This window comes from Mesorhizobium sp. WSM4310, from assembly GCF_007003935.1.
Lineage (GTDB): Bacteria > Pseudomonadota > Alphaproteobacteria > Rhizobiales > Rhizobiaceae > Mesorhizobium.
In genome coordinates, this window is the sequence record NZ_VFTA01000019.1 from 69,643 (window position 1) to 88,020 (window position 18,378).

The 18,378-nt window shown below is 64.7% G+C and carries 22 protein-coding genes and 1 tRNA gene; 5 read left to right on the top strand and 18 right to left on the bottom strand.

Annotated elements, in window-relative coordinates; all coding sequences use genetic code 11:
* Position 1: 1 nt before the first annotated feature.
* The 10 genes from FJV80_RS20420 to FJV80_RS20465 form a co-directional block, all read right to left on the bottom strand.
* A complete protein-coding gene (locus tag FJV80_RS20420; protein ID WP_142877258.1) occupies positions 2-544 on the bottom strand; it encodes a cytochrome b in 543 nt (180 codons plus the stop codon).
* Positions 545-836: 292 nt separating this feature from the next.
* Positions 837-921: transfer RNA gene (locus FJV80_RS20425), tRNA-Leu, on the bottom strand.
* Positions 922-1,063: 142 nt separating this feature from the next.
* Complete coding sequence (locus FJV80_RS20430; protein ID WP_095773388.1) at positions 1,064-1,684, bottom strand: 2,3-bisphosphoglycerate-dependent phosphoglycerate mutase; 621 nt, start codon at positions 1,682-1,684, stop codon at positions 1,064-1,066.
* Between the two features lie 41 nt (positions 1,685-1,725).
* Positions 1,726-2,547: a 4-hydroxy-tetrahydrodipicolinate reductase gene (gene dapB / locus FJV80_RS20435; RefSeq protein ID WP_142877259.1), complete on the bottom strand. Its 822-nt coding sequence runs from the start codon at positions 2,545-2,547 to the stop codon at positions 1,726-1,728.
* Positions 2,544-4,403: an ABC transporter ATP-binding protein gene (locus FJV80_RS20440; RefSeq protein ID WP_142877260.1), complete on the bottom strand. Its 1,860-nt coding sequence runs from the start codon at positions 4,401-4,403 to the stop codon at positions 2,544-2,546. Before FJV80_RS20440 ends, dapB begins: the two co-directional genes overlap by 4 nt.
* Before the next feature lie 135 nt (positions 4,404-4,538).
* The gene (locus tag FJV80_RS20445; RefSeq protein ID WP_095773391.1) at positions 4,539-5,564 is read right to left on the bottom strand and encodes a glucokinase; all 1,026 of its coding nucleotides are present in this window, start codon (positions 5,562-5,564) and stop codon (positions 4,539-4,541) included.
* 188 nt (positions 5,565-5,752) lie between these two features.
* Positions 5,753-6,838, bottom strand: coding sequence for a penicillin-insensitive murein endopeptidase (gene mepA / locus FJV80_RS20450; protein WP_142877261.1), 1,086 nt, complete (start codon positions 6,836-6,838; stop codon positions 5,753-5,755).
* Positions 6,839-6,959: 121 nt separating this feature from the next.
* Complete coding sequence (locus tag FJV80_RS20455; protein ID WP_142877262.1) at positions 6,960-7,859, bottom strand: SDR family oxidoreductase; 900 nt, start codon at positions 7,857-7,859, stop codon at positions 6,960-6,962.
* On the bottom strand, positions 7,856-9,010 hold the full coding sequence (queG, locus tag FJV80_RS20460) for a tRNA epoxyqueuosine(34) reductase QueG (protein WP_142877263.1): 1,155 nt from the start codon (positions 9,008-9,010) through the stop codon (positions 7,856-7,858). Before queG ends, FJV80_RS20455 begins: the two co-directional genes overlap by 4 nt.
* On the bottom strand, positions 8,991-9,683 hold the full coding sequence (locus FJV80_RS20465; protein WP_010912586.1) for a glutathione S-transferase family protein: 693 nt from the start codon (positions 9,681-9,683) through the stop codon (positions 8,991-8,993). The genes queG and FJV80_RS20465 overlap by 20 nt, the downstream gene beginning before the upstream one ends.
* Before the next feature lie 316 nt (positions 9,684-9,999).
* Between FJV80_RS20465 and FJV80_RS20470 the strand changes: the two genes are divergently transcribed.
* Entirely contained in the window at positions 10,000-10,806 is an 807-nt protein-coding gene (locus FJV80_RS20470; RefSeq protein ID WP_095788614.1) for an undecaprenyl-diphosphate phosphatase, read from the top strand.
* A gap of 137 nt (positions 10,807-10,943) precedes the next feature.
* Here the strand turns inward: FJV80_RS20470 and FJV80_RS20475 are convergent, their stop codons facing one another.
* Positions 10,944-11,321, bottom strand: coding sequence for a YraN family protein (locus FJV80_RS20475; RefSeq protein ID WP_095773396.1), 378 nt, complete (start codon positions 11,319-11,321; stop codon positions 10,944-10,946).
* Positions 11,314-12,243, bottom strand: a complete 930-nt coding sequence (rsmI, locus tag FJV80_RS20480; RefSeq protein WP_095773397.1) for a 16S rRNA (cytidine(1402)-2'-O)-methyltransferase — start codon at positions 12,241-12,243, stop codon at positions 11,314-11,316. The genes FJV80_RS20475 and rsmI overlap by 8 nt, the downstream gene beginning before the upstream one ends.
* A 154-nt stretch (positions 12,244-12,397) precedes the next feature.
* Here rsmI and FJV80_RS20485 point away from each other — a divergent pair, with 154 nt between their 5' ends.
* Both FJV80_RS20485 and FJV80_RS20490 read left to right on the top strand, forming a co-directional pair.
* Positions 12,398-12,583: a hypothetical protein gene (locus FJV80_RS20485; protein ID WP_095788615.1), complete on the top strand. Its 186-nt coding sequence runs from the start codon at positions 12,398-12,400 to the stop codon at positions 12,581-12,583.
* A gap of 7 nt (positions 12,584-12,590) precedes the next feature.
* Positions 12,591-12,779, top strand: coding sequence for a hypothetical protein (locus FJV80_RS20490; RefSeq protein ID WP_038650961.1), 189 nt, complete (start codon positions 12,591-12,593; stop codon positions 12,777-12,779).
* An 81-nt stretch (positions 12,780-12,860) separates the two neighbouring features.
* Here the strand turns inward: FJV80_RS20490 and FJV80_RS20495 are convergent, their stop codons facing one another.
* The 6 genes from FJV80_RS20495 to rph all read right to left on the bottom strand — a co-directional run bounded on the left by FJV80_RS20495 (position 12,861) and on the right by rph (position 16,780).
* Entirely contained in the window at positions 12,861-13,184 is a 324-nt protein-coding gene (locus FJV80_RS20495) for a low molecular weight protein tyrosine phosphatase family protein (protein WP_095773399.1), read from the bottom strand.
* A gap of 42 nt (positions 13,185-13,226) precedes the next feature.
* Positions 13,227-13,550: a hypothetical protein gene (locus FJV80_RS20500; RefSeq protein ID WP_095773400.1), complete on the bottom strand. Its 324-nt coding sequence runs from the start codon at positions 13,548-13,550 to the stop codon at positions 13,227-13,229.
* An 82-nt stretch (positions 13,551-13,632) separates the two neighbouring features.
* Positions 13,633-14,811, bottom strand: a complete 1,179-nt coding sequence (gene hemW / locus FJV80_RS20505) for a radical SAM family heme chaperone HemW (RefSeq protein ID WP_185975236.1) — start codon at positions 14,809-14,811, stop codon at positions 13,633-13,635.
* The gene (gene rdgB / locus FJV80_RS20510; RefSeq protein ID WP_095773402.1) at positions 14,808-15,470 is read right to left on the bottom strand and encodes an RdgB/HAM1 family non-canonical purine NTP pyrophosphatase; all 663 of its coding nucleotides are present in this window, start codon (positions 15,468-15,470) and stop codon (positions 14,808-14,810) included. The genes hemW and rdgB overlap by 4 nt, the downstream gene beginning before the upstream one ends.
* Positions 15,470-15,880 carry a VOC family protein gene (locus FJV80_RS20515; RefSeq protein ID WP_095788618.1) on the bottom strand — a complete coding sequence of 137 codons (411 nt, stop codon included), beginning with the start codon at positions 15,878-15,880 and terminating at the stop codon, positions 15,470-15,472. Before FJV80_RS20515 ends, rdgB begins: the two co-directional genes overlap by 1 nt.
* A 183-nt stretch (positions 15,881-16,063) precedes the next feature.
* Positions 16,064-16,780, bottom strand: a complete 717-nt coding sequence (rph, locus tag FJV80_RS20525) for a ribonuclease PH (protein ID WP_095773405.1) — start codon at positions 16,778-16,780, stop codon at positions 16,064-16,066.
* A 157-nt stretch (positions 16,781-16,937) separates the two neighbouring features.
* On the opposite strand from rph, the gene hrcA reads away from it, so the two are divergent.
* Entirely contained in the window at positions 16,938-18,020 is a 1,083-nt protein-coding gene (gene hrcA / locus FJV80_RS20530) for a heat-inducible transcriptional repressor HrcA (RefSeq protein WP_010912575.1), read from the top strand.
* Positions 18,021-18,150: 130 nt separating this feature from the next.
* A complete protein-coding gene (locus FJV80_RS20535) occupies positions 18,151-18,348 on the top strand; it encodes a hypothetical protein (RefSeq protein WP_010912574.1) in 198 nt (65 codons plus the stop codon).
* Positions 18,349-18,378: the final 30 nt, after the last annotated feature.

The window sequence follows — 18,378 nt, forward strand, 5'->3', positions numbered from 1 at the left end:
ATCAGGAGCCAGTTGTCCCCGGCAGCATACGCTTGAGCACGTCGTCCCCGCGGATATAGTGATGCCAGAGCGCAGCCGCCGCGTGCAGACCAGCAAGGATCAGGATCAGATTGGCGCAGAGGCTGTGCAATTCCCTTATGGTTCGGGCCGTGGCGCTGTCCGCGGAGACCGGAGCCGGGATGGTGAAGAGGCCGAAGAAACTCAAGGCGTCGCCCCTGTACCAGGTCACCAGGATGCCAAGAACCGGAATGGCGACAAGCAGCCCGTAAAGCACGAGATGCGCGACCTTGGCCACCCATCGTTCCAGCTCCGACATGTCCCGCGGCAGCCCCGGGGTTCCCAAGATCAGGCGCAGGCCAATGCGGATGACGACCAGCGCCAACAGCAGCATCCCGAACGAGATGTGGAACCACCAGACGAGTGCCCGGCCGGGGTCGTTGCGTGGAAAGATATCCGCGACATAAGTCAGGCCGTAAAGGCCGATAACCAGCAGAAACACGGCCCAATGAATGGCCTTCTGTGCGCTTGTGTAGGTAGGGTTCATGCAAGGCTGTCCAATTTTGAATGTTTCTAAACTAGCCGCGATCATGTCAAAGCTTTGTCGGGTCGGTCCCTTCGACGGCAATCGAGGGTGCCGTGACGGTTGGCCCGACGAGAGCGGTTGTGGAACCGGGCATTGACGATCGCGACCCGGCGAGACATTGGCTGGAGGAACCTGTCAGTTCGCTGACAGTCGGGCACCGGACAACGCCGATATGCCGGACAAAGAAAAAGCCCGGACGAACCGGGCTTTTTCTTTGGGTTTCTGAACCATCGAACGGTTCGAAACGGGAATTTGGTGCCCAGAAGAGGACTCGAACCTCCACTCCTTGCGGAACACGGACCTGAACCGTGCGCGTCTACCAATTCCGCCATCTGGGCTGGTGCGGGCTCATGTAAGCGGGCAAGCGATTGCTGTCAACGCGCTTTTTGGACCATGCCGCCGAAAGCTGGAAACACGGCTTTGGCTAAAGCGCGATGTTCCAGCCGAGGCCTGGACTTCCGCTTGCCGGCTCAGCAAGCGTCAGCCCTCCAGCACTTCCTTCGACGCCACGGTCGAATCGGCGTTCAGCTGGTAGATGACCGGCACGCCGGTGCCGAGTTCCAGCTTGACGATCTCCTCGCCCGACTTGCCGTCCAGCGCCATGATCAGCGCGCGCAGCGAATTGCCGTGCGCGGCGACCAGCACCGTGCCGCCGCGCAGCACGTGCGGCTGCAGATCATGCAGGTAGTAAGGCCAGACGCGGGCGCCGGTGTCCTTCAGGCTTTCGCCGCCTGGCGGCGGCACGTCGTAGGAGCGGCGCCAGACATGCACCTGCTCCTCGCCCCATTTCTTGCGGGCATCGTCCTTGTTGAGGCCGGAAAGGTCGCCATAGTCGCGCTCGTTGAGCGCCTGGTCGCGGATGGTCTTGAGATCGCTCTGGCCAACGGCGTCGAGAATATGCTGGCAGGTCTTTTGCGCCCGGCTCAGCGCCGAGGTGAAAGCGATGTCGAACTTCATGCCGCGCGCCTTGAGTTTTTGCCCGGCGGCCTTGGCCTCGGCGTGACCCTGCTCGGTCAGGTCGACGTCACGCCAGCCGGTGAACAGGTTCTTCAAATTCCATTCGCTCTGGCCATGGCGCACGAGCACGAGGGTTCTCGACATGTTTGCTCCTTCAGATTGGCAAAATTGGCAGATTGGCCGCTTCAGCTCAGGCCGAGCACGTCCCGCATCGAATAGAGTCCTGGCTTCTTGCCACGGGCCCACAGCGCCGCCTTGACGGCGCCGCGCGCGAAGATGGCGCGGTCCTCGGCATGGTGGGACAGCGTGATGCGCTCGCCGGTGCCGGCGAGGATGACGCTGTGGTCGCCGACCACCGAGCCGCCGCGCAGCGTGGCGAAGCCGATGGACCCGGTTTTTCGCACGCCCGTATGGCCGTCGCGTGAACGCACGTCATTGCCGGCGAGCGCAATGCCGCGCCCGGCGGCGGCGGCCTCGCCGAGCAGCAATGCCGTGCCCGAAGGCGCGTCGACCTTGTGCTTGTGGTGCATTTCCAAAATCTCGATGTCGAAATCGTCGGCGTCGAGCGCGCGTGCCGCCTGTTCGACCAGCACCGCCAGGAGATTGACGCCGAGGCTCATATTGCCCGACTTGACGATCGTCGCGTGGCGCGCCGCGGCCGCGATCCTGGCATTGTCGTCGGCCGAACAGCCGGTGGTGCCGATGACGTGGACGATGCGCGCCTGCGCCGCGTAGCCGGCGAATTCGACGGATGAGCCCGGCGTGGTGAAGTCGAGCACGCCGTCGGCCTTGGCGAAAACCGGCAGCGGATCATCGCCGATCGGCACGTTGATGATGCCTATGCCTGCGAGCTCGCCGGCATCCTTGCCGAGATGGGGCGAATCCGCGCGCTCGACCGCGCCGATGACGCGGGCGCCCGGAATGGTGTGGATGGCGCGGATCAGCGTCTGGCCCATGCGGCCGGCTGCCCCCACCACCACAAGGCCCATATCGCCTTGATCGTTCATGTGCTCCTCACCGCCGTCTTTTTCGCACGCGTGGCCCGGACCGGAGTTTGGATCGGCTTGCTGTCATCGACAAGCCCCAGACCCTTCTTGCCCTGCACCCTGTGGAACCGTGCATAGACACTGTGCGGATCTGCCATCAGCGCGGCATGCGTGCCTTCCTCGACCACCCGGCCCTGTTCCATGACGACGATGTGGTCGGCATTGACCACCGTCGACAGGCGGTGGGCGATGACGATGGTGGTGCGTCCTTCCATGACATGGGTCAGCGCTTCCTGGACGCGGGCCTCCGCCTCGTTGTCGAGCGCCGAGGTCGCCTCGTCGAGCAGCAGGATGGGCGCCTGGCGCACGATGGCGCGGGCGATCGAGACGCGCTGGCGCTGGCCGCCGGACAGCGTCGCGCCGTTCTCGCCGACCGGCGTGTCGTAGCCTTGCGGCTGCTGGCGGATGAACTCGTCGGCCGCTGCCTGGCTTGCCGCGCGCTCGATCTCGGCGTCGGTGGCCGAGATGCGGCCATAGCGGATGTTGTCGCGGATCGTGCCTTCGAACAGATAGGGCGACTGCGAGACATAGGCGATCGAGCCGCGCAGCGACTGTTTGGTCACCTTGGAAATGTCCTGGCCATCGACCTCGATGGTGCCGGACTCGACGTCGTAGAAACGCTGCAGTAGCGCCACCAGCGTCGTCTTGCCGGCGCCCGAGGCGCCGACAATGGCGGTCATCTTGCCGGCGGCGGCGACGAAGCTCAGCTCCTGCAGCACCGGCGTCTCCTCGACATAGCGGAAGGACACGTTGTTGAAGCGCACTTCACCCGACGTGAAGTGTGCCTCGACGGCATCCGGCGCGTCGCCCTGTTGCGGCTCGAGGTCGAGCAGTTCGTAGATCATGCGGGCATTGACCAGCGCGCGCTCCATGCCGACCTGCATGCGCGCCAGGCGCCGTGCCGGATCGTAGGCCAGGATCAGCGCGGTGATGAAGGAAAACACCGCGCCCGGCGGCTGGCCGAGAACGAGTGCCCGGTAGCCGGAATAGGCGATGACGGAGGTGACGGCGAGGCCGGCCAGCATGTCGGAAATCGGCGCCAGCCGCTCCGAGACGCGGGCGATCTTGTTCGACCGCTGTTCGGCCGTGTCGGCCAAGGCGCCGATGCGGCTCGCCAGCTGTTCCTCCATGGTGAAGGCCTTGACGATGGCGATGCCTTGCGTGGCTTCCTGGACAGCGCCGATCAGCCGGGAATTGATCAGCACGGATTCCCGCGTGATACGCCGCACCCGACGCGTCAGGTGGACGACCGCCCAGATCAGCGGCGGTCCGATCAGCAGCGAACTCAGCGATAGAACCGGATCCTGGTAGATCATGATGCCGACAAGGCCGACCAGGGTCACCGCGTCGCGGGTGATGGATGTCAGCGTGATCGACAAGAGGTCACGGATGCCGCCGACATTCTCGTTGACCTGCGCCGCCAGCCGGCCGGAGCGCGTATCGTTGAAGAAGCCGACGCCGAGCTTCATCAGATGGTCGAAGATGCGTTTCTGGTAGCGCGCCACCAGATTGTTGCCGATCGTGGCCAGCGCCACCGCCTGGCCGTAGCCGGCGAAGCCGCGCACCAGGAAGGCCCCCATGATCCCGGCGCAAATCCACACGACCAGGTCGCCGCGCCGTTCGTAGAAGATCTGGTTGACGATCGGGCTCATGATCCAGGCCGTGAAGGCGGTCGTGCCCGACACCAGCAGCATGCAGGAGACGGCGACGACATAGGACCAGCGATGATCGCGGCCGTTTTCGGAGAGGATGCGGCGCAGCACGGCGTTGACTTCGCCAACGCTGGCTTTCTGCTTGTTTGGAGCTTGAAGTGTCAAATCGGGAGCTTCGTGGGTTTTTCGCCTGGGACCGGGCTGCAATTCGGCACTCCTCTTAGCGCCATGCGGCCGGCTTGCCTATGCCCGCGGCTGATTAACTTCGTCGCGGGCGCCCCGACGATTCGCGCTGGGGGTTCAGGCCTGCCAGCGCCGGCCGGCCGTCTGGACGCCGAACAGCGACGGGTTCCTGGCATAGGCGGCAAGGCCGAGAAGGGCCGCCAGCGGATGGGTGATGACATAGACGGGCATGGTGCGCATCAGCGCGCTGTGCGGCGCCTTGTCCTCGAAGGCGGCGCGGAAATTGCCCTCCTTCAGCGCTGGCACGATCTTCTGCGCGATGCCGCCGGTCAAAAACACGCCGCCACGGCTCATGAACACCAGGGCAAGATCGCCGGCGGTGCGCCCAAGGCAGGTTACGAAGGTCTCCAGCGCTTCCTGCGCCACCGGATCGGTCTTGGCCAGCGCGGCACCGGTGATCTCGGCCGGCGTGGTGAAGGGCGCCGGCTTGCCGTCCGCCTTGGCGACAGCCCGGTAGACGTTGACGAGGCCGCGCCCGCACAAGATCTGTTCGCCGGAAATGCGGCCCTCGAGCTTCTCTATATGCGGAAACACCTCGAAATCGCGCGGCGTGCGCGGGCCGATGTCCATATGGCCGCCCTCGCCGGGCACCGGGATCCAGTGGTGTAGCGCATAGACCAGCCCGGCGACGCCGAGACCGGTTCCAGGCCCGAGCACGACGCGGCCGGCATTGGGCTCAGGCGTGCCGCCGCCGATCTTTTCCATATGCTCTTCGCCGAGCGCCACGACGGCCAGCGCCTGCGCCTCGAAATCGTTGAGCACGACGATGTCGCTCAAGCCGACATTGGCGAACATCTGCCTCGGCTTGACGACCCACGGGCAATTGGTGAGCTCGATCTCGTCGCCGTCGACCGGGCCGGCCACCGCCAGCACCGCCGAATTGGGGCGGACCGACGAGCGGTCGAGCACCGCCGCCTGGATTGCCTCATCGATCGTGTTGAAATTGGCGGTCTGGACGATCTGCGGCTCGGTCGGTTCGGAATTGGCGTCAAGCACGATCGAAAAGCGCGCATTGGTGCCGCCAATGTCGCCGATCAGGATCGGAAACCGCAACGACGTGTCGGTATCGCTTACGCTTGGCATGCTCTCGTCCGTCTCCGGCGCCCCCTGACGGCGTCTCGCCGTTCCTCCGTTGACTAGCGCATGAGTTTGAAAAGGGAAACGGTTTTCGAACCCGTCCGCGCACGGAGAGGGGTTCTGCGGCCAAACGGCCACTATTTCCCGAAAACAGCTGGCTAAACCGATTGAGCCGGCCGGTGGCGCGGAGGCAATCAGTTCGCGGGCGGCCGTGGCCGTGGCACCGGCGCGCCCATCCTGGGCGTCGCGGCGAAAGCATTTGCCGCGCCTGGCAAATCGCCGCTGCCACCGGCCGCGACGGCAGGCTGCGATGGCACCTTCGGTTCGGGTGCGGCGACCGCGACCGGCACGGCGCCGCCATGATAGGTCGCCGCCTCGGCCGAATCCGGGCTCGGCGCGTCGAGCACGGCGCGGCATTCCTTGGGGAGGTTGGCCATCGTCATCACGTCGCGGGCCTTCGGCGCATCCGGGTTCTTGTTCGGCCGCCATGGTTCTTCGGTGAACCACCAGGCCAGCGGCTTGCCGCAGCCGTCATCATCCGGCGTCGCCTCCTGCGCCTTGCAGTCGGGCGAGCCCGGCTGGCAGCCGATGCGCATATGGAAATGATAGTCGTGGCCCCAGAACGGCCGGATCTTGCGCAGCCAGCCGCGGTCGCCCTTGACGGTGTCGCAGAGCTTTTTCTTGATCCCCGGATTGACCAGGATGCGTTCCACCTCGGGGTAGCTCGCCGCCCGCTTCAGAAGCGCGGTGTGCTGCGGCGTCCACAGCGCGTCCTTCACCAGATGTGTCTTCTCGTCGACCATCAAGGTGGCGCTCATCGATTCGCGCTGCGCCCTGGTCATGGCGCGGTCAGGCATCGGTGTCAGCCAGATGTCGGCATCGAGCCCGATCTGGTGCGAGGCATGGCCTGTCATCATGGGGCCGCCGCGCGGCTGCGAAATGTCTCCGATCAGAAGGCCCGGCCAGCCGTCGGCGGCGGCGTCGCGCGACAGTTTCTCGATCAGCGCGATCATTGCCGGGTGGCCCCAGCGGCGGTTGCGCGAGGGCCGCATGACCTGCCAGGTCGGGCCGTCCATGGGGATGGCGACACCACCGGCGAAGCAGCCCTTGGAGTAGAAGCCGAAGGATTGCGGGGTGGTCGCGGTCGGCAATTTTTCGGCGCCGAACAGGTCCTTTGCCCGTTCCTCGGCCGCCGCGGGCTGCGCGGCCAGAACGAACAGGCCAAGTGCTGCCGCCAGCAGTGATTTCTTGGCCACAACCGGCCGTGACGCTGTCTTCATGAAACCGGATCCCACCGCATCCCAAGGCCGAATCATAGCACGCAACGCAGCCTGCTTCGATCGCCCTAACCCTTGGCGCAATTCCTGAGGAAAAACCGTTTCACGCCTTTCCTGGAATTGCTTAGCCCTTCATCGGGCTGCGCGCTTCGCCGTCGCGCCAGTCGCCGCTTGCCCACATATGGTCGAAGGCGGCGCGGTAGTCGGGAAAGCGAAAGCGATAGCCCGCCGCCTTGATCGCCGCATTGGCGACACGCTTGTTCTCGCCATAGAAGGACCGCGCCATGGGCGAAAGTTGGGCGGTGTCGAAAGGAATTTCCGGCGGCGGCTCGACGCCCATCAGCGACGCGGCATAGGCAACGACATCCTGCGGCGGCGCCGGCTCATCATCGGTGACGTTGAAGATCCCGCCCTTGTTGTCCTCGATGAGTTGCCACAACGCCCCGGCAATATCGTCGCAATGGATGCGGTTGAACACCTGATCGGGCTTGACCAGCCGCCGCGCGGTGCCGTTTTCCAGATTGACCAGCGCATTGCGGCCAGGACCATAAATGCCAGACAGGCGCAGGATCGCCACCGGCTTGCCGATTTCCCCGCCGAGCTTCAGCCACGCCTGCTCAGCCTCGACCCGCATGACGGAGCGTTTCGACACCGGCCGGCATGCGGCCGTTTCGTCGACCCAGGCGCCGCCATGGTCGCCATAGACGCCGACGGTCGAGAGATAGCCGATCCATTCGAGCGCCGGCATCCCCTCGATCGCCTCCCGGGCGGCATTCAAGACGGGGTCGCCGGCCTCTTCCGGGGCGACCGAAATCACCAGATGGGTTGTTTTTTGCAGCGCTTCGCCGATTTCGCCGGTCAACGCGCCATCGAACAGCAGCGGCGCGATGCCGGCCTGGCGCAGGGCCGCGAATTTTTCATTGGACCGCGTTGTGCCAAGGATCGCGGCGGCATCCCTGTTGGCGCGGGCAAAGGCCTTGCCGGAGTAACCGGCGCCGAAGATGAAGATCTGCTTTTCACTCATGCATGCGCCCCGTCTGGCCGCGCCAGGCGCCATTCCTCGCGCACCGCCGCATCGTTCTCGGTTTTCAGACCGGTCGCGGCCCGCACGGCATATTCGGCGTCAGGCACCAGCCGCGCCAGCGCCCATATTGCCGCGCCCCGCACCAGCGGCGAGGGATCGCCGAGCAGCGCGCGCACAGGGACTGCGAGCGCGGCATCGCCGGAATTGCCGGCGGCGATCAGCACGTTGCGGATGAAGCGGTCGCGGCCGATGCGCTTGATCGGCGAGCCGGAGAAGAAGGCGCGGAAGGCCGCGTCGTCCAGTTCGAGCAGGTCGGCGAGCGGCGGCTCGCGCAGATCGTTGCGCGCGGCGAGTTTTGCTTCCGACGCGGCGCGGGCGAACTTGTTCCACGGGCAGGCGGCCAGGCAATCGTCGCAGCCATAGATGCGGTTGCCGATCTTTTCGCGGAATTCGTGCGGGATCGGCCCCTTGTTCTCGATGGTGAGGTAGGAAATGCAGCGCCGCACATCGAGCCGGTAGGGCGCCGGGAAAGCATCGGTCGGGCAGGCGTCGAGGCAGGCGCGGCAGGAGCCGCAATGGTCGATCTCGGGGCGGTCGGGGACCAATTCGGCCGTGGTGAAGATGGTGCCGAGGAACAGCCAGGAGCCGTGCTCGCGGCTGACCAGATTGGTGTGTTTTCCCTGCCAGCCGAGACCGGCGGCTTGCGCCAGTGGCTTTTCCATCACCGGCGCGGTGTCGACGAACACCTTAACGTCGCCGCCGGCGCGCGCGACGATCTTGCCGGCGATTTCCTTCAGCCGGCCTTTCATCACATCATGATAATCTCGGTTCTGCGCATAGACCGAGATTGCGCCCCGGTCATGCCTGGCCTGCAGCACACGCGGATCATGATCCGGCCCATAGTTCATCGCCAGCACGACGATCGAGCGCACGTCAGGCCAAAGCGTGGAAGGTTCGCTGCGCCTTGCAATCGTCTCGGCGATCCAGTCCATCGAACCGTGAAAGCCGTCGGCAACGAATTCGGCCAGGCGAGCCGGAGCCAGCGGGATCGCGTCGGGGGTGGTGACGGCAATGCCATCGAAGCCGGCGCGCTGCGCCTCCGCGTCGATCAGCGCGCGCAGTTTTGCGGCGTCAGAAATCGAGGTCCGCATAGTGCGACACCGGCGACAGGCCGCGCACGCGGTCGGTCAAGAGCGGCCGGAAGGAGGGCCGCGACTTCACCCGCGTGTACCATTCGCGCGCCGCGGCATGTTCGCGCCAGTCGATCTCGCCGAGATAGTCGAGCACCGACAACGTCGCGGCGGCGGCGAGATCGGCATAGGTGACCCGGCCGCCGGCCAGCCAATGGCGGGTGCCGGCCAACCAGTTGGTGTATTTCATGTGCTGGCGGATGTTGGCGCGCGCCGCACGGATCGCGCCCGAATCGGGCGAACCGCCACCGGCGGTTTCCGGCATGATCGGCTTCAGCACGCGTTCGCGCACCAGATGGCGGGTGACTTCGCTTTCGGCCTTGTTGAGGTACCAGTCGATCAGCCGGCGGATTTCGGCGCGCTGCATCGGGTCTTCGGCGAACAGCCGCTTGTCGCGCTTGAGCACACCGCGGGTCTCGTCGAGATATTCCGAGATGACCGTCGCGCCGACGATCGGCACGTCGCCTTCGGCGAGCAGGATCGGCAGCGTGCCGGCCGGGTTCAGCGCCAGAAACTCCTTGCGCCGCGTCCACGGCTTTTCCTCGATCAGCGCCAGCTCCTCGCCATACTCGCCGAAAGCAAGGCGGACGAAGCGGCAGGTGGCGAACATGGGATGATGGAAAAGCGTCAGCATGGTTCCGCGATGATAAAGCGCACTGGTGTGGTGGATTTGAAGTTCCTGCCCCCTCAATGGCATCAGCGTTCAGGAACTTCAAATCCAAACCGCACTAGAACTTAAAGTCACAGTGTGGCTCAGAATCCGGAATTCGCGCATCGCGCTACTCCCGGGTGAGGCGAATTCCGGATTGCACACTGGCGAATCGCCGGGCGCACCGGTAAGTCTTGGCCGCCCGGTTAGCGGGCCGTCAGGGTGTTGCGACCTATAGGGGGACTTCAACGCCATGACAAGCAAGCCGTTCAGTTAGCCGTCGCGCAAAGCCGAGGTAGCCATGGAAAGCCAGACCATCGTCGAAGCCCTGCTGCTCGGCCTGCTGGAGGGCCTGACCGAGTTCATACCGGTGTCCTCGACCGGCCATATCCTGCTCGCCGGCCATTTCCTCGGCTTCAATTCAACCGGCAAGGCCTTCGAGATCCTGATCCAGCTCGGCGCCATCCTGGCGATCCTGAGCGTCTATTTCCGCCGCCTGTGGCAGATGCTGCTCGACCTGCCGCATGACCGGCTGACGCGGCATTTCGTCATCGGCATCCTGATCGCTTTCCTGCCGGCGGCGATCATCGGCGCGCTGGCGCATGATTTCATCAAGACGGTGCTGTTCGAATCGCCAAGGCTCATCTGCATCATGCTGATCATCGGCGGCGTCGTGCTGCTGGCGGTGGACCGCATGAACCTGAAACCGGTCTATCGCGATGTGGAGCGCTTCCCGACCAGGCTTTACCTGCAGATCGGCCTGTTCCAGTGCCTGTCGCTGATCCCCGGCACGTCACGCTCGGGTTCGACCATCGTCGGCGCGCTGCTTCTGGGCGTCGACAAGCGGGCGGCGGCGGAATTTTCCTTCTTCCTGGCGATCCCGACCATGGTCGGCGCCTTCGCCTTCGACCTGTTCAAGAACCGCAACGTGCTGACCTCGGCCGACCTGCCGATCATCGCCATCGGTTTCGTCGCCGCCTTCGTCGCGGCGCTCATCGTGGTGCGCTTCCTGCTCGACTACGTCTCGCGCAACGGCTACGCGCTGTTCGGCTGGTGGCGGCTGGTGGTGGGTATCGTCGGGCTGGTCGCATTGCTGATCTGGGGGTGAGGAGTGGTCCGCGAAGCGGACGGAAAGCCAATTGCTTGGCTTTCCGAACGACGAACGCCCTGAGCCGGCGAAGGGCGAGCAACGCTTGAGACTCCTCGACTTCGTCATCCACGGGCGGAGCAAGGAGCGCCTCCCTTCTAATTCCGCCCATAAAACGCATTCTCGACATGCACCGGCCAGCGCCAGGGCAGCACGGCGACCATGTCGAAGCGCATCGACAATCTGCCATAGTCCGCCTGCCGCGAGAGCCAGATGTCGGCGGCGGCCTCGATGCGGCGCTCCGATTCATGGCCGATCGCTTCCATGGCTTCCATCAGCGAACGCCGAGCCTTGACCTCGACGAACAGCACGAGATCGCCTCGCCGCGCGATCAGGTCGATCTCGCCGAAGCGGGTGCGATGGCGGCGCGCGAGGATGCGGTAGCCCTTCAGCATCAGCGCGGCAGCCGCCAGCCACTCGCCGCGATGGCCGCGCCGATAGGCTTTCCGGCGGTTGGCGCTCGGGCGCTCAGCCACCGTCGCCTTCTCCTGAGGTGTCCTTGAGTTCCAGCAGCCGCCGGTAAAGCGCCTGTTTCTGGCCGCCGGTCATCTTCGCGGCCTCCGCCGCCGCTTTGGAGGCCGGCATTTCGGCGGCGAGCGACAAAAGCAGGCGGTCAATGTCTTCGGGCTCGTCCGCCTTGGCCTCGGCGGGGCCGATGCAGACGACGATCTCGCCCTTCGGCGTGTCGGCGGCCGCATAGTGGTCGGCCAGCGCCCGCAGCGTGCCGGTGCGCATTTCCTCGAAGGTCTTGGTCAATTCGCGGCCGATTGCGGCTTTGCGCTCGCCGCCGAGCGCCTCGACCATGGCGCCGAGCGATTCGGCCAACCGGCGCGGCGATTCGAAGAAGATCAGCGTCGCCGGCACCGCCTTCAGTGCCTCCAGCCGCGTCAGCCGCTGCCCAGTCTTCACCGGCAAAAAGCCGGCGAACAGGAAAGCGTCGGACGGCAGGCCTGACGCGGTGAGCGCGGCCAGTGGCGCCGACGGGCCGGGGATCGGCACGACGCGAATGCTTTGGTCGATTGCTTCGCCGACCAGCCGGTAGCCGGGATCGGAGACGAGCGGCGTGCCGGCATCGGAAATCAGCGCCACGCTCTGGCCGGCCTGAAGCGCCGCGATCAGCTTCGGCCCGGCCTCGCCGGCATTGTGCTCGTGATAGGCCGTGGTGCGGCGGCGGATGCCGTAGCGGTCGAGCAGCACGCGCGACACCCTGGTGTCCTCGCAGGCAACGATGTCGGCGGCGGCCAGCGTCTCCAGCGCGCGCAGCGTGATGTCGGCGAGATTGCCGATCGGCGTCGCCACCAGATAGAGCGCCGGCTCGAGCGGACGGGCGGGAAATTCGGCCTGCCCGACGACATAGATGCGCTTGCCCGTCTCGTCGGTCACTGATGCCGTCTCCATTCAGCCCTGTTGGCCTGCCAAATCTTGTTTGGCATGGCTGGCGCGGGCTTGCAAAAGCTCACGCCGATGTAAGGTGATCGCCATGCCTTCGCCACAGTAGGGAACCAAACCGGCATTGGCAGATTTAGCCCCTGATTCCTAAAGGGAGGACAGGATGGACAGCCTGAAGATACAGGACGCTTTCGAGCCTTACTATGCCGGCCGCAAGCGCGTTGCCGGCCCCAGGGACAAGCGCCTGCCTGCCAAGACCGACACTAGCCTGACCGAGCGGGCGACGACCGCCCTGCCGACGAATGTCAGGCTTTCCGACAACCAACCAGACAGCACGACGGAGCACTGACCGGACGATGCCCAATCGCTTCGATATCTTCATCACCCGTCTTGAAACGAAAAGCGCCAGGGAAGGCGTGCCGCCACATCCGATGAACGACCAGCACAGCGTTCGCCGCGAAAAGGCCGACGCCAAACCGGCCCGCAACGGAGAGGCGCATGCCGAGAAGGATCGCGGCAAGCGCCGTTTCAAGCACGACGCCTGACCACTGCGATCTCTGGCCGCGACTGCTCTCGCTTCGTTATAGCGGGCGGAGCCACGCGGCATGGACCCGGGGATGACTGGTTCACCCCAGATAGCGTGAAACGCGCGCCTTCAGAAGGTCAATCAGCTCGAGATCCATGAATTCATAATTATCCGGTATATCGAGGCAGATGACCCGGGCTTGCTTCAGGCTGGCCTTGAATTTCTTCTGCAGTTTCGTGCGGTGCACCTTTTCCATGACGAAGATGATGTCGGCCCAGGCGACCAGCTCATGCGTCAGCGGCGTATCCGCGTCATGATTGGTCCCCGCCGAGGCGACCTCGATATCCCCGCGCTTTGAAAACACCTGCTCGGCGGTCGGGCTGCGCAAACGGTTCTGGCTGCAGACGAAGAGGACGTTTTTCAACAGTTATTGGCTTCCTGATTCAGCGGGCCTGCGGCTGCGGCACTACTCATCGAACATTTCGCGTATCGACTTGGTCAGCGGTATGTACTGGTCAAGCGTCAGTCCATGGAGTTCAAACTCCACCGCGTGCTCGCGCGGCAGTGCCCTTAGATTTATGCCGACATAGGCAAGAAAGCCCCGAACCACATCGAACTCAGTCATGCCTGAGGGCCTGTGCCTCGATATAACCTTCTGATTTTTGATAATTACGGCATCGGCTTGGTAGAAATCCTCGTCGGCCTGTGGCTTCGAAATTTCGGTCAATCCAAACTCGAAGACATCATCAGTGTTCACCGTGCGCAGCGTCTCATGGATCAGATACTTCATGTCGCACCCACATCGGAAACGGCGTAATGGTTTTCAGCCAAACCCACAGCATCTTTGCCTGAGCAGAAAACTACCTTTTGGCCTAGCGCGCCAGATCCGCCACCACGGCGTCGAGCACGATCATGCCGGCGGGCGTGGCGCGCAGGCGCGCATTGCCGATCGGCGCCACCAGTCCCTCGCCCTGCAGCACCGACAGCCGCGCGCTCGACAGGCCGCGGCCGGAGAAGGCTTCGTAGCGCGAAAGGTCGATGCCTTCGGCCAGCCTCAGCCCCATCAGCAGGAATTCGTCGGCCTCTTCCGAACGTGTCAGGATCTCGCCGCCGGTGACGCCATGGCCCTTGGCCTCGACGAGGTTGGCCCAGGTCTCCGGCATCCGCTCGGCGATCGTCACCGTGCGTCGGCCGTTCTCGACGAAGCGGCCATGCGCGCCGGGGCCGACGCCGACATATTCGCCATAGCGCCAATAGGTCAGATTGTGCCGGCTTTCCGCGCCCGGCCGGGCGTGGTTGGAAATCTCATAGGCCGGCAGGCCGTGCGCCGTGGTGATCTCCTGCGTCAAAGCATAGAGGTCGGCGGCGTGGTCATTGTCGGGAATGACGAATTTCTTTGCCGCATGCAGGGCGTGGAAGGGCGTGCCTTCCTCGATGGTCAGCTGGTAGAGCGACAGATGGTCGGCGGCGTGGCCGATCGCCTGTTCGAGCTCGGCCGCCCAGGCTTCCGGCGTCTGGCCCGGCCGGGCGTAGATCAGGTCGAAGGACAGGCGCGGAAAGATTTCGCGCGCGAGCCCGATGGCGTGCAGCGCCTCGTCGACATTGTGCAGCCGGCCGAGGAAGCGCAAATCCTTGTCGTTCAGTGCCTGCACGCCGAGCGAGACGCGGTTGACGCCGGCCGCGCGATAGCCGCGAAAGCGTTCGGCCTCGACCGAGGACGGGTTGGCCTCCAGCGTCACTTCGATGCCGTCAGGCACCGTCCAGTTCTTCGCCACGGCGTCCAGAACCCTGGCCACCGTCTCCGGCTTCATCAGCGAGGGCGTGCCGCCGCCGAGGAAAATGCTGGTCACCTCGCGCGGCCCGGTCCGCTCACGCATCGTCGCCAGTTCCGCCTCAAAGGCGGCGGCAAAGCGCTCCTGGTCGACCGGCTGGTGGCGGACATGGCTGTTGAAGTCGCAATAGGGGCACTTGGCCGCGCAGAACGGCCAATGGATGTAGACGCCGAAGCCGGGACTGCGGTCGAGCGGCATGATCATGCCAGGTCCGGTCATGCCGAGCCCAATCCCGGCAGATCCAACCGTGCTTGGGCGAATTTCTGGAAGGCGCGGGCGCGATGTGAGAGCGCCGTTGGCTGGCCGGGTTTCCAGCCGTGCTTTTCCTCAGCACTCATCTCGCCAAACGTCTTGTCGAAGCCATTGGGCAAAAACACCGGATCGTAACCGAAGCCGAGCTCACCACGCGGCGGCCAGACCAGCGTGCCTTCGGCCTCGCCGCGATAATATTCGGCCGCGCCGTCGGGAAAGGCCAGGCAAATGACGGCGACGAAGCGCCCCTTGCGCTGTTCGGCCGAGGCCGCGCCGACTTCCTGCAAAGCCACTTCGGTGCGCTGCATGGCCATGGCGAAGTCCCTGCTGCCGTCAGGGGTTTCGGCCCAGTTGGCGGTGTAGACGCCGGGCGCGCCGTCGAGCGCGTCGACGCAGAGGCCGGAATCGTCCGACAGCGCCGGCAGGCCGGTCGCCTTCGCCGCGGCCAACGCCTTGATGTAGGCGTTTTCCTCGAAGGTCGTGCCGGTCTCGTCCGGTTCAGGCAGGCCGTAGTCCTTGGCCGACTTCGCCTCGAAGCCGAACGGTCCCATCAGGTCGGCGAATTCGCGCAGCTTGCCGGCATTGTGGCTGGCGACGACGATCTTCTTGCCATCAAGTGTATGCATCAAAGGCCCCAGATTCTCGGCTCGGCGAACTCGATCGAATTGCCCGAGGGGTCGCGTATATAGAGCGAACGGCCGCCTTGCGGCCATTCGAATTCGCTTTCGATGGCGATCTTCTTCGCCTCGAGATGCGCTTTCCAAGCCACGATTTCATCCGCGCTGGCGGCAAAGCAGAGATGACCTTCGCCGACCGCGCCGTGCGGCGGCACCGGCAGCCGGGCATCCGGCGCCGGCGGGATCTTGGTTGCCTCGGCGTTGAAGATGAGCAGCACGCCCGGCCCGCAGCGAAAGAAAAGATGCCTGCCGTCGACCTTGCCGAGGAACGTGAGGCCGAGGATGTCGGTGTAGAAATGCTCGGCCGCGTTGAGATCAGTCACATAGAGCGCTGATTCCAAAATTGCATTGGGTGTCACGAGGCACCCCCCTCTGCCCTACCGGGCATCTCCCCCTCGAGGGGGGAGATCAGCAGCCTCAATCTCGCCGCCCATCTTGCAACGCCGGAGATTGGCGAAGGCCGAGATGACATCCGATCTCCCCCCTTGAGGGGGAAATGGCCGGCAGGCCAGAGGGGGGTGCCTGGGCTCGGCATCTAAAACCTACGCCACCGCCATTTGCTGCAAACTCACCAGCCGCGAAATGCCTTTCTTGGCCAGGCCCATCAACTCGGCGAACTGGTCTTCCGAGAAAGGCTCGCCCTCGGCCGTGCCCTGGATCTCGACGATGCCACCCTTGCCGGTCATGACGAAATTGGCGTCGGTGCCGGCCGCGGAATCCTCGAGATAATCGAGGTCGATGACCGGCTGGCCGTCATGGATGCCGCAGGAAATCGCCGCGACATGGTCCTTCAGCACCTTCGAAACACTGGCCATCTGCCGGGCTTCCATCCAGCGCAGGCAGTCGTACAGCGCCACCCAGCCGCCGGTGATCGAGGCGGTGCGGGTGCCGCCATCGGCCTGGATGACGTCGCAATCGACGGTGATCTGCTGCTCGCCCAGCGCCTGCAAATCGACCACGGCGCGCAGCGAGCGGCCGATCAGGCGCTGGATTTCCAGCGTGCGGCCGCCCTGCTTGCCGGCGGAGGCCTCGCGGCGCATGCGCTCGCCGGTCGAGCGCGGCAGCATGCCGTATTCGGCCGTCACCCAGCCCTTGCCGGAATTGCGCATCCAGCCCGGCACCTTCTCCTCGAGGCTCGCCGTGCACAGGACATGGGTGTCGCCGAACTTCACCAGGCACGAACCTTCGGCGTGCTTGGAGACGCCGCGCTCGAAGGAGATGGCGCGCATTTCGTCGAATTGGCGTTTGGAGGGGCGCATTCAGGCTTCTTTCCCAGTCATTTTTCGGAATCGTGGCCGGCTTTTAGCCGCATGGGGGGCAGCGCGCAAAGGAAAACGGACCGGGCGATCCGATACAGAGACCGGTTGCGCCCACCGTGCCGAAGTCTATATCCTGAGGACGGAGGTTTTTGGCCGAATGACCAAGGCAATCGATCCGGGTTCGCAGCCGCTCGCACTTCAATCACTCGACATGCGCTCTCGTGACATCTTCCGGCGCATCGTCGATTCCTATCTCAGGGATGGCGAGCCCGTGGGCTCGCGCAGCCTGTCGCGCATCCTGCCGTCCTCGCTGTCGCCGGCCACCATCCGCAATGTGATGAGCGACCTCGAGCATCTCGGCCTGATCTACGCGCCGCACATTTCGGCCGGACGGCTGCCGACGCAGGCCGGCCTGCGCTTCTTCGTCGATGCCTTCATGGAACTTGGCGACCTCTCCGACGAGGAGCGCCGCACCATCGAGGCGCAGGTGCGGGCCTCAGGCTCTGGCGCGACGCTGGAGCACATGCTGACCGAGGCCAGCCAGATGCTGTCGGGCATGTCGCGCGGCGCCGGCCTGGTGCTGGCCGCCAAGAACGAGGTGGCGCTGAAGCATATCGAATTCATCCAGCTCGAGCCGACCAAGGCGCTCGCCGTGCTGGTGTCGCAAAATGGCGACGTGGAGAACCGCGTCGTCGAGCTGCCGGCGGGCATCACCGTCTCGCAGTTGCACGAGGCTTCGAATTTCCTCAACGCCCATATTCGCGGCCGTACGCTGGCGGAGGCGCGCACCGAGATCGCCCGCATCAAGGAAGAGACGAGAGCGGCCCTCGACACGCTGTCGCAGGACCTCGTCGAGAAAGGCCTGGCGGTGTGGGCGGGCGCCGAAAGCGGCCTGCCGGCACGGCTTATCGTGCGTGGCCGCGCCAACCTGCTCGAAAACGTCACCGCCCAGGCCGACATCGAGCTGCTGCGGCATCTGTTCGAGGACATGGAAACGCAGGACGGGCTGATCCAGCTGCTCGACCTCGCCGAGCAGGGATCGGGCGTGCGCATCTTCATCGGGTCGGAAAACAAGCTGTTTTCGCTGTCGGGCTCGTCGCTGGTTGTCGCGCCCTATCGCGACAAGGACGCCCGCGTCGTCGGCGCGCTCGGGGTCATCGGCCCGACCCGGCTGAACTACGCCCGCATCGTGCCGATGGTCGATTATACGGCGCAGTTGATATCGCGCATGTTGCGCTAAGGTGTGGATGTTCGGGTGATGCGTACGACCAGTACGCTCCGGTTCTCGGTATCGACCATTTTTGGCTCGGCCTGACCTGAAGCTCTGCACCTTAGTGCCAAAATCGAAACGGGCAGCAAGGAGAAAAAGAATGGCGCTCGAAGAACTCAAGGCCCGGATCAGCCTGCTGCTCGAGGAAATGGTCAACCAGCCGGAAGACCAGCACGAAATCCAGGAACAATTGCGCGAGAAATTGCGGGAAATGCGCGCCATGGGCCTGCCGCTGCCGGCCGATCTCGTCGCGCTGGAAAAACGCCTCGACGACGATTTTTACGCGGCCGGGACATAAAGCCGGACTTTCGCTTCCTCATCAGGTCGA